Annotated in this window: 20 protein-coding genes; 3 read left to right on the plus strand and 17 right to left on the minus strand. The window is 71.4% G+C overall.

Translation table 11 applies throughout. The annotated features are described in order from the left end of the window. Positions 1 to 54 precede the first annotated feature (54 nt). The 4 genes from A3Q37_RS11000 to A3Q37_RS11015 form a co-directional block, all read right to left on the minus strand. Positions 55 to 993, minus strand: coding sequence for a methyltransferase domain-containing protein (locus A3Q37_RS11000; RefSeq protein ID WP_065481558.1), 939 nt, complete (start codon positions 991 to 993; stop codon positions 55 to 57). Next, complete coding sequence (locus tag A3Q37_RS11005) at positions 990 to 2,003, minus strand: aromatic prenyltransferase (RefSeq protein WP_065481562.1); 1,014 nt, start codon at positions 2,001 to 2,003, stop codon at positions 990 to 992. The genes A3Q37_RS11000 and A3Q37_RS11005 overlap by 4 nt, the downstream gene beginning before the upstream one ends. After that, on the minus strand, positions 1,993 to 2,628 hold the full coding sequence (locus tag A3Q37_RS11010) for a hypothetical protein (RefSeq protein WP_065481565.1): 636 nt from the start codon (positions 2,626 to 2,628) through the stop codon (positions 1,993 to 1,995). The genes A3Q37_RS11005 and A3Q37_RS11010 overlap by 11 nt, the downstream gene beginning before the upstream one ends. A 159-nt stretch (positions 2,629 to 2,787) precedes the next feature. After that, positions 2,788 to 4,947, minus strand: coding sequence for a RecQ family ATP-dependent DNA helicase (locus tag A3Q37_RS11015; protein WP_065481847.1), 2,160 nt, complete (start codon positions 4,945 to 4,947; stop codon positions 2,788 to 2,790). Between the two features lie 365 nt (positions 4,948 to 5,312). Here A3Q37_RS11015 and A3Q37_RS11020 point away from each other — a divergent pair, with 365 nt between their 5' ends. After that, positions 5,313 to 5,960: a hypothetical protein gene (locus A3Q37_RS11020; RefSeq protein WP_065481568.1), complete on the plus strand. Its 648-nt coding sequence runs from the start codon at positions 5,313 to 5,315 to the stop codon at positions 5,958 to 5,960. Positions 5,961 to 6,011: 51 nt separating this feature from the next. Here A3Q37_RS11020 and A3Q37_RS11025 read toward each other — a convergent pair whose 3' ends face one another. The 6 genes from A3Q37_RS11025 to A3Q37_RS11050 form a co-directional block, all read right to left on the minus strand. After that, positions 6,012 to 6,656, minus strand: coding sequence for a hypothetical protein (locus tag A3Q37_RS11025; protein WP_065481571.1), 645 nt, complete (start codon positions 6,654 to 6,656; stop codon positions 6,012 to 6,014). 64 nt (positions 6,657 to 6,720) lie between these two features. Beyond that, complete coding sequence (locus A3Q37_RS11030) at positions 6,721 to 7,431, minus strand: ribonuclease HII (RefSeq protein ID WP_065481574.1); 711 nt, start codon at positions 7,429 to 7,431, stop codon at positions 6,721 to 6,723. Between the two features lie 210 nt (positions 7,432 to 7,641). Next, complete coding sequence (locus A3Q37_RS11035) at positions 7,642 to 9,429, minus strand: DUF4153 domain-containing protein (RefSeq protein WP_065481577.1); 1,788 nt, start codon at positions 9,427 to 9,429, stop codon at positions 7,642 to 7,644. A 216-nt stretch (positions 9,430 to 9,645) separates the two neighbouring features. After that, the gene (locus A3Q37_RS11040; protein WP_065481578.1) at positions 9,646 to 10,554 is read right to left on the minus strand and encodes an ADP-ribosylglycohydrolase family protein; all 909 of its coding nucleotides are present in this window, start codon (positions 10,552 to 10,554) and stop codon (positions 9,646 to 9,648) included. A gap of 12 nt (positions 10,555 to 10,566) precedes the next feature. Beyond that, the gene (locus A3Q37_RS11045; RefSeq protein WP_065481581.1) at positions 10,567 to 11,226 is read right to left on the minus strand and encodes a histidine phosphatase family protein; all 660 of its coding nucleotides are present in this window, start codon (positions 11,224 to 11,226) and stop codon (positions 10,567 to 10,569) included. A gap of 154 nt (positions 11,227 to 11,380) precedes the next feature. Continuing rightward, complete coding sequence (locus A3Q37_RS11050; RefSeq protein ID WP_065481583.1) at positions 11,381 to 11,986, minus strand: YdbC family protein; 606 nt, start codon at positions 11,984 to 11,986, stop codon at positions 11,381 to 11,383. 173 nt (positions 11,987 to 12,159) lie between these two features. On the opposite strand from A3Q37_RS11050, the gene A3Q37_RS11055 reads away from it, so the two are divergent. Continuing rightward, positions 12,160 to 12,696 (plus strand): TerD family protein, encoded by a 537-nt coding sequence (locus A3Q37_RS11055; RefSeq protein ID WP_065481587.1) that lies wholly within the window; start codon positions 12,160 to 12,162, stop codon positions 12,694 to 12,696. 137 nt (positions 12,697 to 12,833) lie between these two features. Here the strand turns inward: A3Q37_RS11055 and A3Q37_RS11060 are convergent, their stop codons facing one another. Continuing rightward, on the minus strand, positions 12,834 to 15,731 hold the full coding sequence (locus tag A3Q37_RS11060) for a vitamin B12-dependent ribonucleotide reductase (RefSeq protein ID WP_065481592.1): 2,898 nt from the start codon (positions 15,729 to 15,731) through the stop codon (positions 12,834 to 12,836). Positions 15,732 to 15,896: 165 nt separating this feature from the next. Next, entirely contained in the window at positions 15,897 to 16,409 is a 513-nt protein-coding gene (gene nrdR, locus A3Q37_RS11065) for a transcriptional regulator NrdR (RefSeq protein ID WP_065481596.1), read from the minus strand. A 547-nt stretch (positions 16,410 to 16,956) separates the two neighbouring features. Between nrdR and lexA the strand changes: the two genes are divergently transcribed. Next, positions 16,957 to 17,754 (plus strand): transcriptional repressor LexA, encoded by a 798-nt coding sequence (gene lexA / locus A3Q37_RS11070; protein WP_010072358.1) that lies wholly within the window; start codon positions 16,957 to 16,959, stop codon positions 17,752 to 17,754. A 180-nt stretch (positions 17,755 to 17,934) separates the two neighbouring features. On the opposite strand, the gene A3Q37_RS11075 is transcribed toward lexA, so the two are convergent. The 5 genes from A3Q37_RS11075 to A3Q37_RS11095 form a co-directional block, all read right to left on the minus strand. Beyond that, positions 17,935 to 19,905: an ATP-dependent DNA helicase gene (locus A3Q37_RS11075; protein ID WP_065481600.1), complete on the minus strand. Its 1,971-nt coding sequence runs from the start codon at positions 19,903 to 19,905 to the stop codon at positions 17,935 to 17,937. A 38-nt stretch (positions 19,906 to 19,943) separates the two neighbouring features. After that, on the minus strand, positions 19,944 to 21,935 hold the full coding sequence (locus A3Q37_RS11080) for an IucA/IucC family siderophore biosynthesis protein (protein ID WP_065481603.1): 1,992 nt from the start codon (positions 21,933 to 21,935) through the stop codon (positions 19,944 to 19,946). 60 nt (positions 21,936 to 21,995) lie between these two features. After that, a complete protein-coding gene (locus A3Q37_RS11085) occupies positions 21,996 to 22,721 on the minus strand; it encodes a GNAT family N-acetyltransferase (RefSeq protein ID WP_065481606.1) in 726 nt (241 codons plus the stop codon). Between the two features lie 83 nt (positions 22,722 to 22,804). Continuing rightward, the gene (locus tag A3Q37_RS11090) at positions 22,805 to 24,694 is read right to left on the minus strand and encodes an IucA/IucC family siderophore biosynthesis protein (RefSeq protein WP_065481609.1); all 1,890 of its coding nucleotides are present in this window, start codon (positions 24,692 to 24,694) and stop codon (positions 22,805 to 22,807) included. Between the two features lie 28 nt (positions 24,695 to 24,722). Continuing rightward, the gene (locus A3Q37_RS11095; protein WP_065481616.1) at positions 24,723 to 26,117 is read right to left on the minus strand and encodes a diaminobutyrate--2-oxoglutarate transaminase family protein; all 1,395 of its coding nucleotides are present in this window, start codon (positions 26,115 to 26,117) and stop codon (positions 24,723 to 24,725) included. Positions 26,118 to 26,297: the final 180 nt, after the last annotated feature.

Below are 26,297 nucleotides of genomic sequence, written 5' to 3' on the forward strand. Positions count from 1 at the left end.
AGCGTTAGAGCGGCTGCAAGGCCATACGGGTAGATAGAGAGCAAGCTGAGGGATTCACTCCGCCTCGGTCCCGCCCGGCGTGGTCTGCCGTAACGCTCGTCCGGACCGAGCGCCAGGCAACTGCCTTCCGGGGATGCGAGCGGTGGCCCAGACGGTGACGGCGGTCGGCATGATCAGTACGGAATGGGCCGCGTCGAGTTCCACGCGCATCCGGCCCTCGATGGTCGCAGGGTCGCCGATCGTCTGCCGGTCGGCATCCGGCCCGCGGTGGGGGGCGGACGGGCGGGAGCACAGGGTGCGGTAGGTGTACGCGGTGAGCGGAAGCACCAAAGGGTTCTCGGCTCCGCCCATCGGTGTTGTGGCGGAGGTTCCCGCCGGGGTGAGTCCCGCCTGCCGGAACAGGGAGTAGAGGCGTGCGCCCGCGCCCCGGTCCTTGCCCCCGGCGCGGAGCGCCTCGGTGATGCCCCGCAGCACCGCCCCGGTGAGGGGGGTTTCCGGCACGGCCCGCAGCGAGTGGTTGTCGAACTCCTGGAACGCGATCAGGCCCCCGGGGCGGACGAGGCCGGTGAGGCGGCGCAGGAAGGCGGCGGGGTCGTCCTGGTGGCCCAGGACGAGCCGTCCGATCAACGCGTCCACCGGTGCGTCGAGCACGATGTCCGGCAGCGTCGCCCGGCGGAACTCCACGGAGCCCGCCCCGGCCGCGTCGGGGGTGCGGGCCCGGTCGCGCAGCCGGGCGCGCGCCAGGTCCAGTGCCTCGGATGCCGTGTCGACGCCGGTGACCGAGCCGTTGGGCCCGACGGCTTCGGCGGCGAGGAACGTGACGTCCCCGGCGCCGCAGCCCGCGTCCAGGACCCGCATCCCGGGGCCCAGCCCCGCCTGCCGGAGTGCCTGCGCGGTGACGGGCCCGTACAGGCGGGCCTGGAGGAGGAGCCGGTCCATCTCGGCGGGGGCGTGACCGAGAAGGTAGGCGGGGGCGGGTCTGTCCGGTTTCATGCGGTACCACCGCCCGGTGCTGCCAGAGCGGGGTCAGTGGTCTCGGACCGGCTGAAGAAGGTGTTCCAGCCGCGGATGAGGGAGATCAGATCGCCGCTGTGGCTCCGTTCCGCTTTGACGTAGGTCGCGCCGTGCGGCCCGAAGGACCAGGCGACGGCGTTCATGTCCTCGGGGTCGTAGGAAGGCGCGGTGGCGAAGAAGGTCCGCAACTTGCCGCCGAGGGAGGGGAACTGACTCTCGGGCAGTTTCAGCGCGTAGAACGCGACCCTTTCCACCGCGCCGGTCGCGGCGGAAAGGGTGACCGAGAAGGTGTAGGCGCCGCGGGAGAGGAAGGCGGCCATCTCGCCGAACAGCCGCTCCCCCGGTGGTTCGGCGCCCGCCAGGGCCGTGAACCGCCGGCACTGCTCCGGGTCGACGGGCCCGCGGGCGCGGAAGTAGAGGTTCACGCTCCGGTGGCGGTAGTCCACCGCCACATGCCGTACGTGGTCGAGCCCCAGCCCATGGAAGAGGGGGGCGAGCCGCCTGAGCGCGGCGGGGACTCCGGGGACGCCGAGGACATCGTCCAGGGGACGGGTGCCCGCCAGATACACCCAGGTCTTGGTCTGTCCCAGGGCCGCGTCGAAGTCGCAGGACTGCTCAGGAGCACCCCCGTACAGGCCGCTCCACTCCTGCACGAGATCGGCGAGCGGATCGTCCCCGGCGATGAACCCCGCCCGCCGGGCGATCGTCACGGTGTCCAGGGGGCGGCGTGCGTAGAAGCGGTAGTCGAGCCCCGCCCCGGGCCGGTCGGTGGTCCGCCACAGCACGGCGCCCTCGTGGAAGGCGGGGGCGTAGGCGTCCAGCACCGTATTCGTGACGGCTTCGGAGTAGGGCGCGCCCAGGGCCGCGGCGGTGGCGCGCAGATCGGTCAGGAAGCGCGTCCGGGAGAAGTGGTGGGCGGCTGGGGTACGGGGGCGGTCGCCGCTCCCCTTCTGGACCGTCGTGGTGTTCTCGTTGTCGTCATGCGCCATCGGTCGGGATCCCGTCGCAGGTGAGTTCCAGTCGTCCGCCGGGGGCGGTGAAGTAGAGCACCGAGCTGCCGCCCGCGCCGTCGTAGGGGTTGTGGCCACCGCCGTCCGGGACCATCGGCAGGGACTCGGCCAGCAGCCGGCGCACAAGGTCCAGGCCACCGTCGCCGGGGTGGGTGACGCGCAGGGCGAAGTGGTCCTCCTGGCGTGAGCTGCGCTCGGCGACCGCGACGGGGTCGTCCTTCCGCGGCCGGGGGAAGACGAACACTTCCAGGCCCTGGGAACCACGGGGCGTGCGCCCGGGCCGTGCCTTGACGATCGAGACGTCGCAGTCGTACGCGTCCAGTACGTGGCGCCGCATCAGCCGGTCGCGTACCACCACGCTCGGCACCGGCGCGCACACCTCGAAGCCCCATCGATGCAGGAGGTCCACCACGTCCTCGACGCGATCGGGGAAGACGAGTGAGGCGACATGGTCGAACACGCACCGTGCGGCGAGCGACGCCATCACCCCCGGAGCCACCCCGCCACCGGCCACCTCCTCCACCACCCGCCGCAGGTCGTACTCCGCAACCACCTCGGCCAGCCGGCGCAGACGGTCCTGGTCCTCCTCACCGAGCACCTTCACGCCCCGTTCTCCCCGCGCTCATGGACTTCCGCCCTTCTTGCGCCACGCGGTCCCGGCGGCCGGGACACCACCGTCACCTTGGGCTCCGCACGACCGCAGCGCGCCCGGAAGACGGCGTAGTTCACCCGAAGTGCTGACATCGGGGCCCCGCCCGTACAGCTATCCGGCGAGCGCCAGGACAAGTGGGAACACTTGGTCGGCTCCGGCCTGGCGCAGGAGGCGGGAGCCCACCGCGAGGGTCCAGCCCGAATCGGTGTAGTCATCGACGAGCAGGACCGGGCCCGGGGTGGCGGCCAAGGCGGCGGCGAGTTCGTCGGGCACGGTGAACGAGTCCGCGAGTGCGCGTAGCCGTTGGGCCGAATTGCTGCGGTGTGCGGCGTGTTCGTCTGCGTAGGGGGTGTAGGCGAGGTTGCCCAGGAGCGGGAGCCGGCCGACCCTGGCCACTCCCTCGGCCAGGGAGCCGACCAGCTGGGGACGTGTGCGGGACGGCATGGCCACGACGCCGACGGGCCGGGCCACCGCGTCCGGAGTTCCGCCGGCCCAGCCGCCCGGCGAACGGGCCCAGTCCGCCAGCACCGTCACCACGGCGTTCAGCACGTCGTCCGGTACCGGCCCGTCCGTTGCCGGCGCCGACAGGAGCGGGCGCAGCCTGTTGCCCCAACCGATGTCCGACAGCCTCCCCAGCGCCCGCCCGGTCACCGCCTGCTGCCCCGCCGGAATGCGGCCCTTGAGGTCCATGCCGACTGCGGCGAGGCCGGTCGGCCACATCTTGCGGGGCTCGACCTCGACGCCGGGCCGGTCCAGCTCACCCGTCGCCGCCGCGAGGGCCGAGGACGAGACGGCGGGGTCGAGCCAGGGGCCGGCGCAGTTGTCGCAGCGACCGCAGGGGACCGCCTTCTCGTCATCGAGCTGCCGCTGCAAGAACTCCATGCGGCAGCCGGTGGTCTGTACGTAGTCCCGCATGGCCTGCTGCTCCGCGGCCCGCTGCTTCGCGACCCAGGCGTACCGCTCCGCGTCATACGCCCACGGCTGCCCTGTAGCTGTCCAGCCGCCCTTCACCCGCTTGACCGCCCCGTCCACGTCCAAGACCTTCAGCATCGACTCCAGACGCGAACGCCGAAGATCCACCAAAGGCTCCAACGCCGGCAGCGACAACGGGCGGCCCGCCTGCTCAAGCACATCCAGAGTGCGCCGCACCTGCTCCTCGGGCGGGAAACCCACCGAAGCGAAATACGCCCAGATCGCCTCGTCCTCCCGCCCCGGCAGCAGCAGGACATCCGCATGGTCCACGCCACGCCCCGCACGTCCGACCTGCTGGTAATAGGCGATCGGCGACGAAGGAGACCCCAGGTGCACCACGAAGCCGAGGTCCGGCTTGTCGAAGCCCATTCCCAGCGCGGAGGTGGCGACCAGGGCCTTGACCCGGTTGGCCAGCAGATCCTCTTCCGCCTGCAACCGCTCGGCGTTCTCCGTCTTCCCCGTATAGGAAGCCACCGGATATCCACGCTGCCGCAGGAATGCCGCGACCTCTTCAGCCGCCGCCACCGTCAGCGTGTAAATGATCCCGGAACCCGGCAGACCCCCGAGCCGCTCCCCCAGCCACGCAAGCCGGTGCGCCGCATTCGGCAGCTCCAGCACCCCCAGGCGAAGGCTTTCCCGGTCCAGCGGCCCCCGCAACACCAAGGCGTCCTCACCGCCGGTGCCCAGTTGCTCCGCGACATCCGCGGTCACGCGGGCGTTGGCGGTGGCCGTCGTGGCGAGCACGGGAACTCCCGTCGGAAGCTCCGCCAGCATGGTGCGCAGCCGCCGGTAGTCAGGCCGGAAGTCGTGGCCCCAGTCGGAAATGCAGTGCGCCTCATCGACCACCAGAAGGCCGGTCGTCGTCGCGAGCTTCGGCAGCACCTGGTCGCGGAAGTCCACGGAGTTGAGGCGCTCCGGGCTCACGAGGAGAACGTCGGTCTCACCGCGCTCCACCTCGCCGTAGATCGTCTCCCACTCCTCCGGATTGGCCGAGTTGATCGTGCGCGCCCGAATTCCCGCCCGCGCTGCCGCCTCGACCTGGTTACGCATCAACGCCAACAGCGGCGAAATGATCACCGTCGGGCCGGCCCCACGCCGGCGCAGCAACGCGGTGGCCACGAAATACACAGCCGACTTTCCCCAGCCGGTGCGCTGCACCACCAGCGCGCGACGGCGCTCCTCGACCAGGGCCGCCACCGCCTGCCACTGGTCCTCCCGCAGCCGCGCCGAGCCCGCGGGGGCGCCGACCAGCTCAGCGAGGACGGTGTCGGCTTCAACGCGCAGTTCCAGGGTGTCCATACCCCCATGCAACCCGATGGCACTGACAATCGACGACTTCACCCTGCGTAACCACTCACTGGCAAGTCGTCCGCAGGCGCACGCTGCGGCGGGCCGGAGCTCAGGGGGTGTTTCCGCTGGTCCTCGCGGTTCAGGGGTGACAGGAGGTGACAGGAGGAGTCGTTCCGGGCGGGCCTGGGCAGGGATATCAGTGTCATTCCGGCCGATTCCCGTCAGCAGCAGTAATTGCTCGTTGCCGCCTGCCGGTAGGCCAGGGAGAATTGGAAGCGCCCCCGCACAGTTCTCGTCGGGCCCGGAAGGGCTGTGCCGCGGCGCGCCCTCACTCGACCCTGCCCGCACCGTGGGCGCGTAGCGAAGGGAGGACCGTGACCTTCGGATTCGCCCCGTCCTCAGCCACGTCGACATCGGCGTCCTCGGTTTCCGCCGACTCCGTCAACCGCCTTGCCCGGATGCTCGAACCGGCGGAGTGGGCCTCGGCGGGCATCCCCCTGCTGCGCAGCCCCCGGGAGGTCGTCAGCGGGCTGCACTCCCGCCACCGGCCGACTCCGGCCACCGCGGTGGTCGCGGTCCTCGACCATGAGGAACGCCTCACCGCGAGCGCCTCGTTCGCCCGCCGGTCGACAGTGGCCGCGGACGGCTGGGAGTTCCGCAACGCCCTGCTGGCGCAGTTGCGGCGGGTCATCCCGCACGATCTGCGCCGCCGTACGCCGGTCCGTACGGCCGTTCTTCTGTACTGCCGTGACGGCGACGAACGGTGGACCGAGGAGGACGGCGCGTGGATGTGGGGCCTCCGGGACGCCTGCACCCTGCACGGGCTGCGCTGCGGCGCGTACATCACGCTGACCCGCGGGGGCTGGCAGGTGCTCGGTGAGGGAAGGGGCGGGCGGCGGCCCAGTTCGCTGTCGGAGCCCGCGCTCCTGGCCGACACCGTCGCCGTCCACGACCACCGGAGCGCCCCGACCCGGTCGGGCGGCGGAGCGGTGGAGGCACTGCGTCGCACGGCGGCCCGCTGACGGCCCCACCGGTGCCCCGGCCGCCCGTGCGGGCGGCCGGGAACAGCAGGGTCAGACCCCGGCGCCGAGTGCGGAGTTGATCGTCTGCGGGTCTCCGCAGACGATCAGCAGCGCGCCCGCGCGGTCGCGTGCGACGGGCAGGGTACGCGCCACGGTCCGGTCGGCGTCGCCGTTGACCGCGACGACGACCACGGGCCGGGAGCCCGCCCGGCCGGCCGCGGAGACGTCGGCGAAGAAGACGTCGTCGCCCGCGTCGTGCTGGGCCCAGTACGCGGCTTCGCCGAAGGACAGCTCGTGGGCGGCCCACGGGTGCTGTTCGCCGGTGGTGAGGACCAGGATGTCGCCCGGTGCGCGACCGGACTCCAGCAGCAGGTCGACGGCTTCCTCGGCCGCGTCCAGCGCACCGGCCGCCGGGGCCGGGATCAGCTGGATCTGCGGTGCGGAACGGTTCTCCGCCGACTTCGGACGGGCGGGGGCCGGAGCCGCAGGAGCGGGGGCGGGGTGGGCGGGGTGGGCGCGCTGCGCCGGGGGCGCGGGGCGCGCGGGGCCGGGGCCCGGACGGCCGGGACGCGGGGTGGCCGCTGAACGCGGACCGGGTACGGGACGGGGGGTCGGCGCGGTGCGGCCGGCGGCCGGAGTGACGCGGGGACCCTGGGCGCTCTCGGGAATCTGAGGCTCCTCGGAGATCAGAGGCATGAAGGTGGTCTGGGTGTCGGACGCCGAGGTCGTCGGCGCCGGGAAAAAGGGCGCGTGTGCGCGATCAGAATTCGAAGCCGAACTGGCCCCCGCTTTCGAGTGCGGCCGCCTCGGCGGAAATACGGACCTTCTTCAGGTGCTGCCACCGGGGCAGCGCGTCGAGGTACGACCAGGAGAGGCGGTGGTGGGCCGTGGGCCCCCGCTCCTCCAGCGCGGCCCGGTGCACCGGCGAGGGATACCCCGCGTTGGCCTCGAAGGCGAAGCCGGTGCAGTCCTCGGACGCGGCACCGAGCTCGGCCATCATCCGGTCACGGTGCACCTTGGCGATCACCGAGGCCGCCGCGACCGCGATACAGGACTGATCGCCCTTGATCACGGTGCGGACCTTCCAGGGGACGCCCAGGTAGTCGTGCTTGCCGTCGAGTATCACCGCGTCGGGACGGACCGGCAGCCCTTCCAGGGCGCGCACGGCGGCGAGCCGGAGAGCGGCGGTCATTCCGAGGTCGTCGATCTCCCGCGGCGAGGCGTCGCCCAACGCGTAGGCGGTGACCCAGCTCCGCAACACGGGTTCGAGCTCGGCGCGCCGCCGCGGGGTCAACAGCTTGGAATCGGTGAGACCTTCGGGCGGTCGGCGCAGGCCGGTGATCGCCGCACACACGGTGACGGGTCCGGCCCACGCCCCACGTCCGACCTCATCGACACCGGCGACGGTCCTGGCACCGGTGGTAGCGCGAATCGAGCGCTCGACGGTGTGCGTGGGTGGTTCGTACGGCATGGCGCCAGCCAGCGTACGCCGAGAGCCACGGCAGCAACACCCCGGGGCACCGTGCGTACTGCGAATCAGCCATCGAGGGCGGGTTCGAAGGCCACGGGCCCTCCGAACCCGGCTGGGTTCAAAGGGCCCGTGGGCTCGGAGAGTGCGTCGGCCCGGAGCGTGCGCTGCCGCTCTGAAAGCCGTTGCCCGGTACGGGTCGTGGCCGTCCGCTCAGTACGGGTCGTAGCCGTCGTCGTCCGGCTCGTAGCCGTCGCGGACCCCGTCCGTGCCCAGGCGGTAGCAGTCACGGCCGTCACCCCGCACCGGGCGCTTCTCCAGGATCTCCTTCGCCCGCGCCTCTCCCCAGCTGGTCGCGTACCAGGGGGTGTCGCTGTGGAGAACCTCGCGCTGGATGATCCGCAGCGCACAGGAGCGTTCCGGTTCGGGCAGCCGGTCCAGGGCGGGTACGGCGTCGGCGGAGAGGTCCTTGACGTAATCGATGTCGATACCGGCCGACTCGCGGGTTTCGAAGCGCTGGACGTTCTGCTCGGCGATCAGTGCGTCCGGCGAGAGCAGCCCGAAGGCCAGGACCCCGGCCGCCGCGCTCACCGCGACGGCCCGCGGCAGGAACCGGGCCCCGAAGACCCCGGCCGCCAGGGTGAGGACCAGCACCACCCCGAGCCAGAGTTCCATCGCTGCCACGGATATCCGGAGCCGGGTCAGGCCGTACTCGTCGACGTACAGGTCCATGCGGCGCAGCGCGGAGGCGACGACGACGAGGGTGAGCACACAGAGGGTGCCGAGGACGGCGCGCACCAGCGTCCGGTCCCGGCGGCCGCCGCGCGGGGCCCAGCGCAGGGCCAGGGCGATGACGAGGAGGGTGAGCAGGGTGGCCCACAGCAGCTGCCAGAAGCCCTGGCGGGCGTATTCGGCGTGGTCGAGCCCGGTCTCCGCCCGCACCTTCTCGTAGCCGCCGAGGAGGACGACGAGCTGGAGGGCGATGAACGAGGCGAAGAGCAGGTTGAGCACGATCAGCGGCAGGGCCCACTCGATCCGTCCCCGCGGTGTGCCGGGCGACATGGTGATCCCGTCCCAGCGCACCGGGGCCGCGGCGGCGTACGCGGCGGCGAGCGCCCCGGCCAGGCCGAGGGCGAACAGGAAGATCCGCCAGGGCCCCTCGCCGACCGAGGCGTCGGGCATGAGGCTGCCCAGCAGATCGGCGAACGCGGCGTCCGCGCTGGCGAAGAGCGTTCCGAAGACCACCAGCAGGACGACGGCCACGGCCGTGGTGCGCAGGGCCGCGCCCCAGCGGGCCCGGGAGCCGTCGGCGCGGGCGCGTATCCCCCGTACGGCCCAGATGATGCCGGGGACGGCCGAGTCGAACAGGCCCACCGACCCGATCAGTACGCCCATCCAGCTGCGGCTGCCGTGCAGCGCCAGCGAGCCGAGCGCGAAGGCGGAGATCACGGCGAGGAACGTGGGCCAGCCCGCGTCCCGGAGCGCGGGCACGGCGAGCAGCGCGAGGCCTCCGACCGCCCAGGTCGCGGTCCAGGGCCGCAGCCGACGGCCCGCCGACCGTGCGGCGAAGAACGCGGCCAGCGCGGCGGGCACCGCCACGATCAGCAGGTTCACCCCGAGTCCGTCGCCCAGGAAGAGCGCGCTGAGGACGGCGGTGGCCAGGACGGACCAGAGCACGGCGGGGCGGATCAGGGGCGGAGCGGGTGGCCGGAGCCCGGCCGTCACGCCGTCGCCCGTGCCGTTCTTGGCTCCGGGGGCTCCGGACGCCCCTGCGGCGTACTGCCAGGGGTTGGCGGGTGCGGCTGCCGGTGTGCCGACGGTCGCGGTGGCCGTGGCGGTCTCGCTGGTCTCGCTGGTCTTGGCGGTATCGGCAGTTACCGGCGACTGCGGTTCCGGTTCCGATTGCGGTTCCGGTTCCGATTGTGGTTCCGGTTGCTGTTGCGTACCGGCTTCCGGCGACTGCTCCGGCGGTCTGGACGCCTCGGACGGCTGATCGGACATGGGACCCCTCCCCTACCGGTTCCGGGCGCGGCCCATGGCCGTACGCCCGGCCCGGTGTCTCATTCGGCGCGCGCCTCAAGATCAACCAGGGGCGGCGTGGCCGAAAGAGTAGTCCCGAACTCGCGTTCGCAGACACGCAGAGTGATCCTGTGGCAGGACCGTGACAGAGGAGTCCTCAGCAGAACAGATGGAGTCCTCGGCGGAAGAGCGGACGAGTCAGCGCAGGGACGGGGTCAGCCACGCCGGAGGTTCCTCCGTCTGTGCCAGCCAGCCGGAGGGCGGCGCTCCGGCATCGCCCGACGCGACGACACCGCCGACGATGGCGCACGTCGTGTCGACGTCGCCGCCGGCCTGGGCCGTCACCCAGAACGCCTCCTCGTAGTTCCCGAGGCTCCTGGCGGCCGACCAGAGCGCGAACGGCACGGTGTCGTGGGCGCTGGTGCGGCGGCCGTTGCCGAGGACCGCGGCGACCGTGCCCGCGTCCTGGTAGTCCAGCATGTCGCGGGCCCGGCGCAGCCCCGCGCCGACGGCACTGCGCGGCACGAGCGCGATGACGCCGTCGAGCAGTTCCTCGGGGCTCGGGGGCCCTCCGGGGGCGGCGGCGAGCGACGCGGCGGCCGCCACGGCCATCGCGCCGACGACGGCCTCACGGTGCTGGTGCGTGGTGTACGAGGAGATCTCCGCCTGGTGCGTCGCCTGCTCCGGGTCGTCCGCGTACCAGGCACCGAGCGGGGCGATGCGCATCGCCGAACCGTTGCCCCAGGAGCCCTGGCCCTTGAACAGCGCCGAGGACAGTTCCCGCCAGTCGCCGCCCTCCCGTACGAGCCTGAGGAGCCGGTTGACGGCGGGGCCGTAGCCGCGGTCGAAGTCGTGGTGCTCGGCGAAGGAGCGGGCGAGCGCGTCCTGGTCGATACGTCCGTGCTCGGCGAGCACGCCGAGGACCGAGCAGGCCATCTCGGTGTCGTCGGTCCACTGCCAGGGGCCGGGCGGCAGGGCCCGCTGTTTCAGCAGGGGATAGTTGGCCGGAACGAAGAACTGGGAGCCCAGGGCGTCTCCCACGGACAGCCCACGCAGGCTGGCCAGGGCGCGTTCGAAGCGCCGCGCGGAAGCAGAATCAGCGGTCATCGCACAGCCACTCTAACCGGTGCGGCCGTACGGTTCAGGGGTCCGCCAGTGCTGAAAGGGCCGGTCGAGGGTGTAGCGGCCGTTCTCGCCGAGCAGCAGGGTCCGGGTCTCGCCGTTGCCCGGATTGGACAGCGACTCGAACTCCGCGACCGACCAGTGGAACCAGCGCATGCAGAACAGCCGCATCGTCAGTCCGTGGGTGACCAGCAGGACGTTCTCCGGGTGGTCCGACTCCTCGAAGCTCCGGTGCAGGCTCTCCAGGAACGCCCCGACCCGGTCGTAGACGTCGGCGCCGGACTCGCCCTGGGCGAAGCGGTAGAAGAAGTGCCCGTAGGCGTCCCGGTAGGCCTTCTGTAGCCGCACGTCGTCGCGGTCCTGCCAGTTACCCCAGTCCTGCTCGCGCAGCCGGGGCTCCTCGCGGACCCGGACGCGTGCCGGGTCGAGGTCGAAGGCCCGGAACGTCTCGTGGGTGCGGCGGTAGGGCGAGATGTAGACGCTCACCCGCTCGTCGCCGAACTGCTCGCGCAGCTCCTCGCCGGTCTCCCGGGCCTGCCGCAGACCGGTGGCGGTGAGCCGGAGCGCGTGGTCGGGCTCGCGCTCGTACACCGTGTCGTCGGCGTTGCCCTCGGACTCGCCGTGCCGGACGAGGACGATGCGCTGTGGTCGTGCCATGTCCCGAGCCTAGGGGGTGTCTTGTCGATCAGGCCGGGCTCGCGGGGTCTGATCGACAAGACACCCCCTAGAACGGATCGGCCCCGCACGACCGGTCGGGGCGGTGGGAGGGGACCGCGCTGGTCACGCCGTGGTTGAGCAGGGCGCCCGTGGGTCACACCGTCCAGGAGGGTTCCAGCTCCACGACGTCGCCCGTCAGCTCGATCACGTCCGTCTCGGTCTGCGCGCGGGCCGCGAGCCGCTCGGCCCCGGCCGCGCGGTACTTGCCGCGCTCGGCGCTCGACTTCCACAGGGACAGCGCCAGGAACTCGTTGCCCGGCGCCTCGCCGAACACGCCGCGCAGCATGCCGGGCGATCCGGCCATGGCGGGATTCCATACCTGCTGCTGCATCAGTACGAAGTGCTCGGCGCGGTCCGCGTGCACCCGGCTGTGCGCGACCCTGGCGACGTCCGCCTCCGCGAAGTGGGGCTCGAAGCCCGTCTTCACGTCGAAGCGGCGCTCGAAGAGCGTGACCTGCATGTCGCGGAACATGCCCGACTGCCCGGCAGCCAGCCGGTCGTGGCCGCGGGCCATGAAGGAGTCGTAGAAGACGCGGTTCTCCCAGAACGCGAAGACGTGGGCGACTTCGGGGCGCGTTCGGCTCCACCCGCCGCTCTGTCCCCGGAACCCCGGCTCGCCGACCAGCCTCGCCCACTTCCGCTGCCCCCGCTCGAAACCATGACGGTCCACCACGGAACAGCGAATCCACTTCACCAGCACCGCGCCATCGTACGGCGCGGAACGTGGCACGCGTCACGGTCCCGGCGGGTGGCCCGAATCCGCCGCCCGATCCGGGGGCAGTTGGTTCAGCGGCCGGTTCCGTACATGATCGGGTCAAGCGTGTATCGGGTGATGAGAACGGTCCGTGGGCCGTCGGCCGGGAGGGGAGTCCCTTGAGCACTCCGAGCAAGAACATCGAGAAGGTCGAGGTGCGGGTCAAGTGGGACCCCAGCCCGCACGGGACACCGGCCAACGACCTCGACATCATCGCGGCGACCTACCCGGCCGACGATCCGTACGGCGCCCCCGCCTACCTGGTCCACTTCGACAGCCGCTCCCCGGACGGCACCATCACGCTGAACCGGGACAGCCGGACCGGCCAGGGCTTCGGCTTCGACGAGGTCATGACCATCGAGCTGTACCGGCTGGCCGAGCGGTACGGGCGGGTGGTCGTCGGTGTCGCCATCCAGCAGCGCGAAGGGCACAAGACCTTCGGTGCCGTAGGGAACACGGCGATGGAGATCGCCGAGGGCTACACGAAGCTGACGGAGAACGACTTCTCCGACGTGGCGTGGGCGACTGCGGCGGTGGTCGGCGAGTTCACCCGGGACGGCTCGGGCCCCTGGGGTTTCCGGTCGGCCGTACGCGGTTACGACGGCGACGCCGACGCGTTCGCCGCGGCGATGGGGAGCCGGGGCACCGAGAGCTGACAGCGGTCGGTTCCGGACAATCCGGGGTGGCATGCCGGAGGGGACCGGCCGGTGGCCGGTCCCCTCCGTGAGCCGCGGGTCAACTAAGCCCTACGCGGTTCCGCACACGCTTCCGCGTCCGATCAGCCGCGTCCGGTTCAGCTGCAACCGCTCGTCGAGCCGCAGCCCTCGCAGATGTAGCAGGAGCCGGCGCGCTGCATCTTCGTACCGCAGGAGAAGCAGAGCGGGGCGTCGGCGCTGATGCCGAGCTGCATCTCGACCAGTTCGGCCGAGGTGTGCGCCGTCTTCGGGGCCGGCTTGTCCGCGGACTCCGCGGGGGCCGGGACCGCCTTCAGGGGCTCGGCGTGGACCGGGGCGGACTGGGCCAGGCTGTCCGCGTCCAGGCCGTCCGCCTCGAACGACGGCTCGTAGCTGCCGGTGTCCAGGTGGCGCTGGCGCTCCTCGGCGGAGTGGATGCCGAGGGCGGAGCGGGTCTCGAAGGGCAGGAAGTCCAGCGCCAGGCGGCGGAAGATGTAGTCGACGATCGACTGCGCCATCCGCACGTCCGGGTCGTCCGTCATACCGGCCGGCTCGAAGCGCATGTTGGTGAACTTCGAGACGTACGTCTCCAGCGGAACGCCGTACTGCAAGCCGACCGAGACGGCGATGGAGAAGGCGTCCATCATGCCCGCGAGGGTCGAGCCCTGCTTGGACATCTTCAGGAAGACCTCGCCGAGACCGTCGTCCGGGTAGGAGTTGGCGGTCATGTAGCCCTCGGCGCCGCCCACCGTGAAGGAGGTGGTGATGCCGGGACGGCCCTTGGGGAGACGCTTGCGGACCGGGCGGTACTCGACGACCTTCTCGACCGCCTCGCGGATGGTCTCCTCGGCCTTGGCCGCGACCTCCTCCTTCTCCTTCTCCTTGGTCTTGGCGGAGAGGGGCTGGCCGACCTTGCAGTTGTCGCGGTAGATCGCGAGCGCCTTGACGCCCATCTTCCACGCCTCGAAGTAGACCTCTTCGACGTCTTCGACGGTGGCGCTCTCGGGGAGGTTCACCGTCTTGGAGAGCGCGCCGGAGATCCACGGCTGAATGGCCGCCATCATCCGGACGTGGCCCATCGCGGAGATGGAACGCTCGCCCATCGCGCAGTCGAAGACCTCGTAGTGCTCGGTCTTGAGGCCGGGGGCGTCGACCACGTTGCCGTGCTCGGCGATGTGGGCGACGATCGCCTCGATCTGCTCGGGCTGGTAGCCGAGACGGCGCAGCGCCTGCGGCACCGTGCCGTTGACGATCTGCATCGAGCCGCCGCCGACCAGCTTCTTGAACTTGACCAGGGCGAGGTCGGGCTCCAGACCGGTGGTGTCGCAGGACATCGCGAGACCGATGGTGCCGGTGGGCGCGATGACCGAGGCCTGCGCGTTGCGGAAGCCGTTCTTCGCGCCGAGCCGGATCACGTCCTGCCAGGCCTCCGTGGCGGCGGCCCAGACCGGGGAGTCGAGGTCGTCGATGTGGACGGCCTTGGCGTTGGCGTCGGCGTGCTGCTTCATGACGCGCTGGTGCGGCTCGGCGTTGCGGGCGTAGCCGTCGTACGGGCCGACAACCGCGGCCAGTTCGGCGGAGCGCTTGTACGAGGTGCCGGTCATCAGCGAGGTGATGGCGCCGGCGAGCGCGCGGCCGCCGTCGCTGTCGTACGCGTGACCGGTCGCCATCAGGAGGGCGCCGAGGTTGGCGTAACCGATGCCCAGCTGGCGGAAGGCACGGGTGTTCTCGCCGATCTTCTGCGTGGGGAAGTCGGCGAAGCAGATCGAGATGTCCATCGCGGTGATGACCAGCTCGACGACCTTGGCGAAGCGCTCGGACTCGAAGGACTGGTTGCCCAGGCCGTCGTCCTTGAGGAACTTCATCAGGTTCAGCGAGGCGAGGTTGCACGAGGTGTTGTCCAGGTGCATGTACTCGCTGCACGGGTTCGAGCCGTTGATCCGGCCGGACTCCGGGCAGGTGTGCCAGGCGTTGATGGTGTCGTCGTACTGGATGCCCGGGTCGGCGCAGGCCCAGGCGGCCTCGGCCATCTTGCGGAAGAGGGACTTCGCCTCGACCTCTTCGATGACGTCGCCGGTCATCCGGGCGCGCAGCCCGAACTTGCCGCCCGACTCGACGGCCTTCATGAACTCGTCGTTCACCCGGACCGAGTTGTTGGCGTTCTGGTACTGGACGGACGTGATGTCGTCGCCGCCCAGGTCCATGTCGAAGCCCGCGTCGCGCAGCGCGCGGATCTTCTCCTCCTCCTTGACCTTGGTCTCGATGAAGTTCTCGATGTCGGGGTGGTCGACGTCGAGAATGACCATCTTGGCCGCGCGGCGGGTCGCGCCACCGGACTTGATCGTTCCGGCGGAGGCGTCGGCGCCGCGCATGAACGAGACCGGTCCGGAGGCGTTGCCGCCGGAGGAGAGGAGCTCCTTGGAGGAGCGGATACGGGAGAGGTTCAGGCCGGCGCCGGAGCCGCCCTTGAAGATCATGCCCTCTTCCTTGTACCAGTCGAGGATCGACTCCATGGAGTCGTCGACGGAAAGGATGAAGCAGGCGGAGACCTGCTGCGGCTGGGGCGTGCCGACGTTGAACCAGACCGGCGAGTTGAAGCTGAAGATCTGGTGCAGGAGGGCGTAGGCCAGCTCGTGCTCGAAGATCTCGGCGTCCGCGGGAGAGGCGAAGTAGTTGTTGTCCTCGCCGGCCTTCCGGTACGTCTTCACGATCCGGTCGATCAGCTGCTTGAGGCCGGTCTCACGCTGCGGGGTGCCGACAGCCCCGCGGAAGTACTTGCTGGTGACGATGTTGACCGCGTTCACCGACCAGAAGTCGGGGAACTCGACGCCACGCTGCTCGAAGTTGATCGAGCCGTCGCGCCAGTTGGTCATGACGACGTCACGGCGTTCCCACTCGACCTCGTCGTACGGATGCACGCCGGGGTTGGTGTGGATGCGCTCGATACGCAGACCCTTGCTCGCCTTGGCGCCCTTGGTGCGGGAACCTCGTGCCGGGCCGCTCGCCGTCTCTGTCATGCCGCCTCCCATATGTGGGCGAAAACGCCCTGAAGTGCCCAGATCTTCCCAGGCACAGTGTGTGTCCGTTGCCCCGTGGGCCGCACTCGGCCACGGGAACAGGTCTTGATTCGCCCGGCCGACGGTCGGCGGAGGTGCCTCCGGACCGTGACGGGCGCGTACCGCTCAGTCGGCGGCAATGGCGGGCGTGGGGACCTCAAGGGTCTCGCCGGGCCCGCAGTCCTCTGCGGAAGGCCGCTGCGCACGCAGTTCCACGATGGCGGCCTCGAAGTCTTCCAGGGAATCGAACGCCCGGTACACGGACGCGAAGCGCAGGTACGCGACGAGGTCGAGTTCCTGAAGGGGGCCGAGAATGGCCAGTCCCACGTCGTGGGTGGTCAGCTCGGCGCTGCCGGTGGCGCGCACCGCCTCCTCGACCCGCTGGCCGAGCTTGGCGAGGGCGTCCTCCGTGACGGGCCGTCCCTGGCATGCCTTGCGGACGCCGGAGATGACTTTGGTACGGCTGAAGGGTTCGGTCACGCCGCTGCGCTTGACCACCATCAGCGAGCAGGTCTCCACCGTGGTGAAGCGGCGGGAGCAGTCGGGGCACTGGCGGCGGCGACGGATCGACGTCCCGTCGTCGGTGGTGCGACTGTCGACGACTCTGCTGTCGGGGTGCCGGCAGAAGGGGCAGTGCATGGCTCCCAACCCTCCTTCACACGCACGACTGAATAGCCTCTTCAGGGCCGTGTCCGGGCCCCTGGAAGCAGTCCCCAGCATAGGCGATGACCACGGCGCGATTGAACCGAGACCACAACTTCTGGGCGACTGAAGCAATCCAACCACTAGATCTAGGGTTGGGTCGCGTTTTCAGCCCTATCGCGTGTCGCGCGCCGGATCTCGCCGGGAGGTCACCGCGAGGTCGCCCGGGGAGCGTGGGCCAGAGAAGAGGGTACGGGAAACGCGGGGCCGCCGAGCCGCCGGGGCGTCGGCACACGAGGCCGGATGACAGACTCGGCGCACGGGCCCGGCGCGGGTTCCGGATGAAGGACGGTGGAAGACTTGGCCCGGGGCCCGCGGCCGCCCGGCACACCGTGTCCGCACCCCCTCCAGCACAGTGCCCATACACCTGTCGGCAGCACCGCGGCACCCCTTTATTCGTTTTTCACTCGAACGTGTGTTTGGCGCAACCTTTCGAAAGCTACTACCGTTGTCCAGCTAGGGAGAACATTCGAGAGGGGCCGACGTGACCACCACCGCAGACAGCGCCACCATCACCGCCCGGGACCACCGCTCCCAGAGCCGACTTGAGCCGGTGCATGCCATGAATGACTCAGTCACGAACACGGACGGGCCCGAGCCCGCACGCCCCGGACGTTCCATGCCCGGCAGGCCTCCCGGCATCCGGGCGGACAGCTCGGGGCTGACGGACCGGCAGCGGCGGGTCATCGAGGTCATCCGCGACTCCGTGCAACGGCGGGGATACCCGCCCTCCATGCGGGAGATCGGTCAGGCGGTCGGCCTCTCCAGCACCTCGTCCGTCGCCCACCAGCTGATGGCCCTGGAGCGCAAGGGCTTCCTCCGCCGGGACCCGCACCGCCCCCGCGCGTACGAGGTGCGCGGATCGGACCAGCCCAGCACCCAGCCGACCGACACGACGGGCAAGCCCGCCGCTTCCTATGTGCCGCTGGTGGGCCGGATCGCCGCCGGTGGTCCGATCCTCGCCGAGGAGTCCGTCGAGGACGTCTTCCCTCTCCCCCGTCAGCTCGTCGGCGACGGTGAGCTGTTCGTCCTGAAGGTCGTCGGCGACTCGATGATCGAAGCCGCGATCTGTGACGGCGACTGGGTCACCGTCCGCCGCCAGCCCGTCGCGGAGAACGGGGACATCGTCGCCGCCATGCTCGACGGCGAGGCGACGGTCAAGCGCTTCCGCCGGGAGGACGGTCACGTATGGCTGCTGCCTCACAACGCCGCGTACCAGCCGATCCCCGGCGACGAGGCGACCATCCTGGGCAAGGTGGTGGCGGTGCTGCGCCGGGTCTGAGGAAGCGCAAGCGTCGGTCACGGCTCGTCCGCCCCGGGATCCCTGCCTAGGACGTCGATCATGACGTCGGTCCCGGGGCTTTGCCTTGCCCGGGGCCTTGCGTTGTCCTCCGGCTTTGCGTTGTTCCCGGGGCTTCGCCTTGCCCCGGGAGCCCTGTCCACTGCGCCGTGCGCCTGCGCCCTACGCCCCGTCCGCCTTGGCCTTGGCGTCGATGGCGGCCAGCGAGCGGCGCGCCTGGTTCCGGTCGGCGGTGTACCAGAAGTCCGGCAGCGAGGCGCGCAGATAGCTTCCGTACCGCGCGTTGGCGAGCCTCGGGTCCAGCACGGCGACGACGCCCTTGTCGCCCGTGGCCCGGACCAGCCGGCCCGCGCCCTGGGCCATCAGCAGAGCGGCATGCGTCGCCGCCACCGCCATGAAGCCGTTGCCGCCCGCCTCCTCGACCGCCTTCTGCCGGGCGCTCATCAGCGGATCGTCGGGCCGGGGGAACGGGATCCGGTCCATGATCACCAGCTGACAGCTCGGCCCCGGCACATCCACGCCCTGCCAGAGCGACAGCGTGCCGAAGAGGCAGGTCTCCGGGTCGGCCGCGAAGTTCTTGATCAGCTCGCCGAGCGTCTCCTCGCCCTGGAGCAGGATCGGCTTGTCCAGGCGTCCCCGCAGCTCCTCGGCCGCCGCCTTGGCTCCCCGCATGGAGGAGAAAAGACCCAGCGTCCGGCCGCCGGCCGCCTCCACCAGCTCGGCGAGCTCGTCCAGCATGTCCGTACGCGATCCCTCGCGCCCCGGGGTGTTCAGATGCCGGGCAACATAGAGGATGCCCTGCTTCGGGTAGTCGAACGGGGAGCCGACGTCCAGCCCCTTCCACTGCGGAAGGTCCTCGCCCGCCGTGCCCTCGGGGGCCAGCCCGAGGGACGCGCCCACCCCGTTGAAATCACCGCCGAGCTTGAGGGTGGCCGAGGTCAGCACCACGGACCGCTCGGCGAACAGCTTCTCGCGCAGCAGCCCCGACACGGAGAGCGGGGCTACCCGGACGGAGGCCCCGAACCGGTCGTGCTGCTCGTACCAGACGACGTCGTACTCGGAGCCCTGGGTGATGCGCTCGGCGACGCCGTGGATCGACTCGACCGAGGCCAGGGCCTGCTTACGGACGGCGTTCTCGTCCTCGACGGACTTGTCCCGGGTGGCGCCGATCGCGGAGATCACCGTGCGCGCCGCGTCCCGCAGCGCCATCAGCGCGTACCCCAGGTCCTCGGGCACCTCTTCGAGCCGTCCGGGCAGGGCCAGCTCCATGACCCGCTCGAACCCCTCGGCCGCGGTCTGGAGGGCGTCGGCCGCCTTCTCGTTGACCAGCTTCGCCGCCCGCCGGACCGCGCGGTTGACCTGGGCGGGGGTCAGCTCGCCGGTGGCGACGCCGGTGACCCGGGAGACCAGCTCATGGGCCTCGTCGACGATCAGCACCTCGTGCGACGGCAGCACCGGCGCGCCCTCGATGGCGTCGATCGCGAGCAGTGCGTGGTTGGTGACGACGACATCCGCGAGCTTGGCCCGCTCGCGGGCCGCCTCGGCGAAACACTCCGCGCCGTACGCACACTTCGTCGCGCCGAGGCACTCCCGCGAGGAGACCGAGACCTGGCCCCAGGCCCGGTCCGAGACGCCGGGCGTGAGGTCGTCCCGGTCGCCCGTCTCCGTCTCGTCCGACCAGTCCCGCAGCCGCAGCAGGTCCTGCCCCAGCTTGCTGGACGGGGCCGCCGCCTCGAACTGGTCGAAGAGGCCCTCCTCCTCGTCCTGCGGCACCCCTTCGTGGAGCCGGTGCAGGCAGAGGTAGTTCGACCGGCCCTTGAGCATGGCGAACTGCGGCCGTCGGCGGAGCAGCGGATGCAGGGACTCGACCGTACGCGGAAGGTCGCGCTCCACGAGCTGTCGCTGGAGGGCGAGGGTGGCCGTGGCCACGACGACCCGCTCCCCGTGCGCCAGGGCCGGCACCAGATAGCCGAGCGACTTGCCCGTACCGGTGCCGGCCTGGACGAGCAGGTGGGATTGGTCGTCGACGGCCTCGGCGACGGCCTCGGCCATGGTGACCTGGCCGGGCCGTTCCGTACCGCCGACGGCGGTGACGGCGGCGTGCAGGAGCTCGGAGAGGGATGGCTTCGTCATAGCCCGACCAGCCTACGGCGCACCACTGACAACGACGGTCACTCCCGGACGCGGGCCGAGGGGTGCAACGGGTTGGGAACCGTGCCGTGGATCGCCGCGTGCGGTCGGCTGGCCCGGTCCCGATAGCCGTCGACATGCAGGCGGTTGCGGTTGAGGCAGAGGCGTTCGATCTCGGGGGTGAGCATGTCGAACAGCTCGAACCGCTCCTTCAGCTCGGGGAAGCGGGTGTGGTGGCGCACGATCTCCGCCCGGACGAGTGACCAGAAAGCGTCCTCGGAGACGCCGAGCTGCTCCTCGCACAGCGGTGACAGATAGCGGAAGACGCCGACGAAGAGGCCGGAGTGGATGAACTGGGTGAGGAAGGACGGTTCCTCGGTGAGGAGGACGGCCCGCACCTCGTCGGGCATGGTCTCGTGTTCCGGCAGCGGGCGGGCACTGATGTTGACGTCGTCGACGAAGTCCTTGATGGCGAGCCGTACGGGCACGTCGTTCTCGTCGAACACGACGATGGCGTTCTCGCCGTGCGGGGAGAACACGGTGCCGTAGCGGTAGAGGAAGTGCAGCAGGGGCGGCAGCAGGGCGGCGAAGAGCCGCTTCAGCCAGGTCTCCGGGGCGAGGCCGGAGCGCTCGACCAGCTCCGCGGTGAACGCGCGGCCCGCCGGATCCGTATGGAGGAGGGAGGCGAGCGTGCGGGCGCGTTCGCCCGGGGCGAGGCGGGGCGGCAGGGGCTCCCGCCAGATCGCGCCGAGGAGTTCCTTGTACTGGTAGGGCGCTTCGGGGAGGTGGTCGTACAGCGGATGTTCGACGGCGACGGAGGCGACCTCGCCGAGGAGGATCACCCGGCAGGTGTCGCGCAGGAACGGGTCGCCCTCGCAGAGCCCCTGGACCCAGGCGGTGACGGCGGGGGCGGCGAGGGTCCGCTCGGTCGGCAGGCCGCGCCAGACCAGGGTGTTGAGGATGGAGAGCGGGAGCTTCACCGTGTGCCGCTCGGGCCGGTCCACGTTGGCGAACGTGCGGATGGACTGCTGCGGGAGGCGGGCGTCGCCGTCGGTGTGCAGGGCCACGATGTCGCCGTCGGCGATGGCCGGGGCGAAGAGCGGCACGATCCACTCGTCCCACTGCCAGGGGTGGACGGGGAGGTGGAAGTAGTCCTCCGGGTCGTGCCCCCGGGCCCGCAGCACGTCGGCGAAGGCGTCCCGGATGTCCGGGTCGAGCTCTCCGGCGTACAGCTGGTCGGGGGTGGCGACGCGGCCGGTGCCCCGGAACTGCGCGATGCGGTTGCTGACCGCGATCCACGGCAGCCGGATCGGGCTGCGGGTCTCGGGCGTGAAGCGGGCGGCGTCGGTGGCGGAGAACCCGAGCCTCCCCTTGCTCGCCACCAGCCAGGGGTGGCCGGTCTGGTGGCCCTCCAGCTCGGCGTAGTCCAGGGCGGCGAGCCGGTCCGCGGTGAGTGCGGTGTGGGCCAGCCGGGCGTCGGCGGACAGCGTCAGGGTCAGCTCGCGGATGAGGTGGCCGAGCGTCGTGCCGTCGAGCCCGAGAAGGTCACGGGCCCGGGTGAGGAAGGTCAGCGGGTCGCGGAACGGGCGGGAGGCGGCGGGCGAGCCGTTGGACTGTACGTCGACCTGGGCGGTGGCCGAGCCGTTGGACTGCACGTCGGTCTGGGCGGCGGCCTCGGTGGTGGCCGAGCCGTTGGACGGCACGTCGGCCTGCGCGGTCGCCGAGCCGTTGGTCTGGGCGGTGGCCGGGGCCCGTACGGTGATCTCCATCGACTCGGGGTCGACGCGCCAGCTGCCGTAGACGCCTCGCCGGGCGGTGAAGGTGAGCACTCCCCCGTCGTCGAGGGTCAGCCGGTGGAGTCCGCCGGTCCCGGGCACCGGCACCGGCTCGATGATCTTCTCGTAGGAGAACTCGCCGAGCATCTTCGCGAGGAGCCGCGCCGCGGCCCGGTCCCAGATCTGCCGGTCCAGCTCCGGAGGGCTGAACAGTTGCGGGGACTCGGCTGCGTCACGGCTCGTGGGATATATCGGCACGGGGACTCCTCCGGAGGGAACCTATGAGGTTCGAGCGGTATGGAAAGTGCGGAGAGCAGGTCACAGCTGGGCTCGGTAACTTCGGTCGCGGATCATCAGCGCGGCGCGTTTGTCGGGGAGATCCACTTCGGCGGAGAAGCGGAAGCCGGCGCTGAGGAACGCGGATACGGACGGGGTGTTGCGCAGGTCCGGTTCGGCGACGACCCGCCCGCAGCGCGGAAGGTTGTCCAGGACCAGGTCGGCGACGGCGCGGAGCAGGGTGGTGCCCACGCCCCGGCCCCGGTTCTTCACGCCCCCGACGAGGAGGTGGACACCGGTGTCGTGGGGCCGGGCGGGGTAGTGGCGGGCCAAGGGGTCGAGGTCGGCGCGGTAGATCTCCCAGTAGCTCATGGGGATGCCGTCGAGCACGCCGAGACAGGGGATGCTGCGCCCGTCCCCTTCGAGCTGGGGCCGGATGTGGTCGGCGGTGACGGACTCGGGTCCGGCGAGCTCCCAGAAGGCCGCCACGGCGGGGTCGTTCATCCAGCGGCTGACGACGGGGAGGTCCCGCTCCAGCCGGACGGGGAGAAGGGCGAACTCCCCCGCCGCGGTCCGCACGGGCGGCCAGGAGCCCGGGTCGCCCAGCAGGTCGCCGGGGACGGCGGTCCGCCCCGTCCCGGCGCCGCGCTCCTCGGCGATCAACGCGAGGAGCTCCTCGGTGAGCTTCAGGTCGAGGGTGTCCTCGACTCCGGTGCTCCCGCCGTCGGGTGCGGTGCCGGGTTCCGCTGAGGCGTCGGCGGGAGGCACGGTGGCGCTCTCCTCTCTGGACCGGATGCGGTCGGTGAGCTTCTCCGGTGCGGGTGCGGCCGAAGTCTCTCTGGTGCGGCGGTTCAGCTGTGGAGCGGGTTGGCGATGGTGACGTAAACGGACTGGGTGTCGACCGGTCCGACCAGCTCGTCGAGGCCGTGGAGCCGGGTCAGCAGGTTGGCCTTGCAGCGCAGTTGGCGGTTCTCCAGGAGATACGCGGGCAGGGGCGAGCCCAGTTCCGCGGTCTGGTCAAGGAATTGGCGCAGGACCGTGAGGAGTTGCTGTTCATCCGCGAGGCGCTGGGACCCGAACGCCCCGATGAGGCCCAGGACGTTGTTGATGCCGAGGTAATAAGCGAACCGCTCGTCGGTGACCGGGTCGGAGACGAAGGTGTCGCTGACGGTGCCGATCCCCGGGAGCCGCTGGTCCAGCTCGGCGCGGCGGGAGTCGCGGAAGTAGTAGCCCTGGTTGTCCCGGTAGCGGCCGCCGACGGGCCAGCCGTCCGGGTCTAGGAGGACGAGGGTGTTCTGCTGGTGTGCTTCGAGGGCGACTCCGCCGTGGGCGTCGAGCCAGAGGACGGGGCGCACGACGTGGTGCAGATAGCGCCGGAACCATTCGGCGGAGACGTCGGTGCCGGTGAGGCCGGTGCGGGCGGTCAGACCGGAGATGACCTCCGCGAGCCGTGAGTGCATACCGGGGCGGCCGGGCCGGGGCCGCTGCGCGGTGAGTCCGGCGATGCAGGCGGCGTCGTCGCCCGGGCCGAAGGGGTTGTGGCGGAGCACCACGTCGAGCCCGGTGACGGGGGTGCCCTCGGGATCGTCGACGGCGAGCCAGGCGGGGTCGCGGACGATGTCGAAGCCGGGGTGCTCCCGCTGCCAGTGCTCGGCGAGCCCGGCCGACAGGAGGCGGTGGACCTCGACGCCCCGGTGCAGCTCCTTGCGGAGGTTCTCCCGGCGGGAGTTGGTGATGCGTACGCCGAGGGAGAGCTTGAGCATCACCCGCGCCCCGGGCCGGTGCACGGTGCGGATGGAGGAGGTGGGGTGCCAGGGCTCGCCGTGCGGGCCGAGGTCGTGGAGCAGGCCGGTCTCGGCGAGGGCGCGGACCTGGGGGCGGTGGAGCAGGTCAGCGGCCTGCCAGGGGTGTACGGGGACGGCGACGGTGCCGGGGGGCGTCTTCAGCCCTTCGGCGTGCGGGGCGAGCAGGACCTCGGCGGTGGCGGGACCGCCCTCGGTCCAGGCGGAGTCGGTGGCGGCCAGCGACCGGTCGACGGCGAACCAGTGCAGCGGGAAGGAGCCGTGGAGCTCCGGTGAATAGCGGCGGGACTCCGCTTCGGAGAGGCCCTCGCGGCTCTTGGGTGTGGGGTGGAGGGGGTGGCCGAGCAGCAGGGACTGTTCGGCGGTGAGGAAGAGGTCCGCATCGGCGGGGTCGGCCGGGCTGCGCCGCCGCTGCTCGATGAAGCCGGCGGTGTGGCGTACGGAGTCGGCGACCCGGGCGACCAGATCACCCGCGCCGCTCTCGCCGCCCTCGCGGCCGATGAGGACGGCGACGGTGGCGGCGTCGGCTGGCGGGGCGCTGTTGGGGGCGTTCTCCAGGACGGGCGCGCCGAAGCGGTGGGCTCCGGTGGCGGACCAGTAGTGGACGGGGACGAGGAGGGCGGTGCCGCTGGCGGGGAAGGCGATGCGCAGGGTGTCGCCGTCGGGGCGGGGCAGGTCGTTCTCCCGGGTCCAGCAGCGCAGCAGGCTTTCGGTGCCCGCCGCGTCGGCGGCCCGCAGCGGGTCCGGGTCGTCGAGCGCGTCGACGTCCTGGCTCCGGGCAGCGAGGTCCGAACCGGGCGCACAAGCCGCGGGGTCGTGCGGGGTTTTCTGGCGTGGCACGGTCGTCGCCTCGACCGTGCCGGGGGCGGCCGGTCCGTCCTGCCCTCGGTGCTGGGGGGTACCGGGGCCGTCGGCCTCGGGCGCGGGGGTGGGGTTCACGGCGTTCTTCCTTGTGGGGATTCCGGGGTCAGGTGGTCGGCCCGGCGGTGGTCCGACGGTGCGGGGAGCGTGTCGCGGCTGCCAGCGCGTCGGCGAGACGGTCGACGACGGCAGTCGCCTGCTCGTCGGTGAGGGTGAGGGGCGGCAGGAGGCGGACCACGGCGCCGTGCCGGCCGCCGAGTTCGACGATGAGGCCGCGGCGCAGGCATTCCTGCTGGACGGCGAGGGCGAGGGCCGGGTCGGGCGGCGGGGCCGGGGCGGGGTCGCCGGCTTCGGCGGGCAGGGGCGCGCTCTCGGGATCCACCAGCTCCAGGCCGATCATCAGTCCACGCCCCCGTACGTCACCGATTCCCGGGTGATGCGCCCTCAGTTCCCTGAGACGGGCGAGCATCCGGGCCCCCAGGACCGCTGCGCGGTCCGCCAGTTGATTCTCCCTGACGTACGCGAGCGTGGCCGCGCCCGCCGCCATGGCGAGCTGGTTGCCACGAAACGTACCCGCGTGCGCGCCCGGCTGCCAAAGATCCAGCTCAGCGCGGTAGACGATCACGGCGAGGGGCAGGGAGCCGCCGATCGCCTTGGAGAGGACCATGACGTCGGGGACGATGCCGCTGTGCTCGACGGCCCAGAACGCGCCGGTCCTGCCGACCCCGGTCTGCACCTCGTCGGCGATGAGCGGGATGGACCGTTCCTCGGTGATCCGGCGCATGCGGCGCAGCCAGGCGTCGGGGGCGGGGTTGACGCCGCCCTCGCCCTGGACCGGCTCCACGATCATCCCCGCGGGGGCCGGCACTCCGCCCTTGCGGTCGTCCAGGAGGTGTTCGGTCCAGCGGGCGGCGAGCGTGGCGCCGCGCTCGCCGCCGGTGCCGAACGGGCAGCGGTAGTCCTGCGGGAAGGGGAGCCGGGTGACCCGTACGTCGGTGGCGCCGCCGGAGGCTTCCAGGGCTCCGGCGGTCATGCCGTGGTAGGCGCCGGTGAAGGTCAGCAGGCCGGAGCGGCCGGTCGCGGCGCGGACCAGCTTGAACGCTGCCTCGACGGCGTCCGTGCCGGCGGGTCCGCAGAACTGGATGCGGGCGTTCTCCGCGAACTGGCGGGGCAGGGTGGCGAACAGCTCGGTGGTGAAGGCGTCCTTGACCGGGGTGGCGAGGTCCAGCACATGCAGGGGGGCGCCGGAGTCGATGACCTTACGGATCGCTTCAAGCACGACCGGGTGGTTGTGGCCGAGCGCCAGGGTGCCCGCGCCCGACAGGCAGTCCAGATACCGGCGGCCGTCCGCGCCCTCGATGGTGAGCCCGCGGGCGCGCACCGGGACGATCGGCAGGGACCGGGCGTAGGTGCGGGCCGCCGATTCGCGCAGGATCTGGCGGCGGAGGATGCCCTCGTGTGCGGAGGGCGGCGCCACCGGTGCGGGTTCGGTCACGGACACGGCTCTTGATCCTCCTGCGGTAACAGTTGCGTTGCACGTCGGTACGATTTCGCGCGGACGCACCGAGGCCGTGAACGCTGTCCTGGTGTCCCCCGTACGTACCAACGACGCCGACCGCGATGGATCACGGGTAAATCGGAACATCCTCGCGGCGACGGAACCGCGGACCTGCCGCGTACC

The organism is Streptomyces sp. PTY087I2 (assembly GCF_001687325.1).
GTDB lineage: Bacteria > Actinomycetota > Actinomycetes > Streptomycetales > Streptomycetaceae > Streptomyces.